Source organism: Oleiphilus sp. HI0043, assembly GCF_001634935.1.
Genome location: NZ_LWEY01000255.1, coordinates 1 through 1,162, shown reverse-complemented (window position 1 = coordinate 1,162; position 1,162 = coordinate 1). Strand labels below are relative to the sequence as shown.

The following is a 1,162-nucleotide window of genomic DNA, read 5'->3' as shown; positions in this document are numbered from 1 at the left end:
CAAGTATTAATTGGAGGATACACCAATGAATGAACAAGCCGATCTTTCACACCGCACAGGCGAACAAGGGGAAATACCTTTTCGCAGCAGTCGCTTTTTCAGTGTTGGTAATAAGTGGTACTTTTCTACTCGTGAAGGCTTCGATAGCGGGCCTTATGCAAATAAAGAAAGAGCCCGGGATAGCCTGCAAAGCTTTTTAAAAATCATCAACAAACTGCCAACTCCCTATACCAAAGAAACAGCCCATTAAAGCATTCTGCAAAGTGAACTAGCGCATTAAGAAATAATGCGCTAGAAATCGAAGTTCAGAACAAGCCCGGTAAGCTAAAATAGAGAACTTGCAGAATCACTAGAGCAAAAAGGCCAGCAATCACATCATCAATCATGATACCGCTACCACCATGGATATGCTGATCCAGATATTTAATCGGCTGCGGTTTCCAAATGTCAAAAACCCGAAACAGAATGAAGCCTAGTACAATAGGCAACCAGCCTTTCGGCGCGCCTATCATTGCTATCCAATAGCCAACAAACTCGTCCCAAACAATTCCGCCATGATCATGAACACCCAAGGCTTTGGAAGCTTTAGCACACAGCCAACAGCCAACAACAAAGCTCAGCACAATAACCACCAAGTACCACTCTAAGGCTAAATGCTGCAGCCATAAATAAGGAACAATCGCCATTAATGTTCCTGCTGTCCCGGGTGCCTTCGGTGCACAACCACTACCAAAACCAAAAGCAGCAAAGTGTGCCGGATTCTTTAAAAAACCTTGCGGTAACTTACTCAAAATGCTGAAACCCCTTTCTCTCTATTTCGACTTCCTGCTCACCAGAAAAGACCTTAACACCAAAACTCTTGGGCTCAACCCGCCCTATTCTAGTGAAAGCACTCGCCTCAGCCTTCGACTCCAATACCTGCCAACCTTCCTCAGGGATCGTAAAAAGTAACTCGTAGTCATCTCCTGCAGTCAGTGCCAGTAGCGCAGCTCTATCTTTAGAAAATTCACGCAATTCTTTCGACAAGGGCAAGGCGTCCAGGTCAATCCTTAGGCCACATGAAGAAGACTCAGCAATATGCCCTGCATCAGCTAGCAAACCATCCGAGATATCAATACAAGCACTCGCGTAGGGGGTGATCAATAAGCCCTCTGCAAATCTT

Annotated in this window: 3 protein-coding genes; 1 reads left to right on the top strand and 2 read right to left on the bottom strand. The window is 45.3% G+C overall.

Annotated features, from left to right (window positions below; all coding sequences use genetic code 11):
• Positions 1-25 precede the first annotated feature (25 nt).
• Complete coding sequence (locus A3729_RS03850; RefSeq protein WP_068632937.1) at positions 26-250, top strand: DUF6316 family protein; 225 nt, start codon at positions 26-28, stop codon at positions 248-250.
• Between the two features lie 55 nt (positions 251-305).
• Here the strand turns inward: A3729_RS03850 and A3729_RS03845 are convergent, their stop codons facing one another.
• Both A3729_RS03845 and A3729_RS03840 read right to left on the bottom strand, forming a co-directional pair.
• Complete coding sequence (locus tag A3729_RS03845; protein WP_068511380.1) at positions 306-791, bottom strand: phosphatidylglycerophosphatase A; 486 nt, start codon at positions 789-791, stop codon at positions 306-308.
• Positions 784-1,162, bottom strand: a 379-nt coding sequence (locus A3729_RS03840) for a thiamine-monophosphate kinase (protein ID WP_255376372.1), incomplete at its 5' end; no start/stop codon positions are given. The genes A3729_RS03840 and A3729_RS03845, both read right to left, overlap by 8 nt.

What these genes read in the sequence shown, in the direction of transcription:
- A3729_RS03850 (WP_068632937.1), top strand. Translation starts at nt 26, where the DNA reads ATGAATGAACAAGCCGATCTTTCACACCGCACAGGCGAACAAGGGGAA.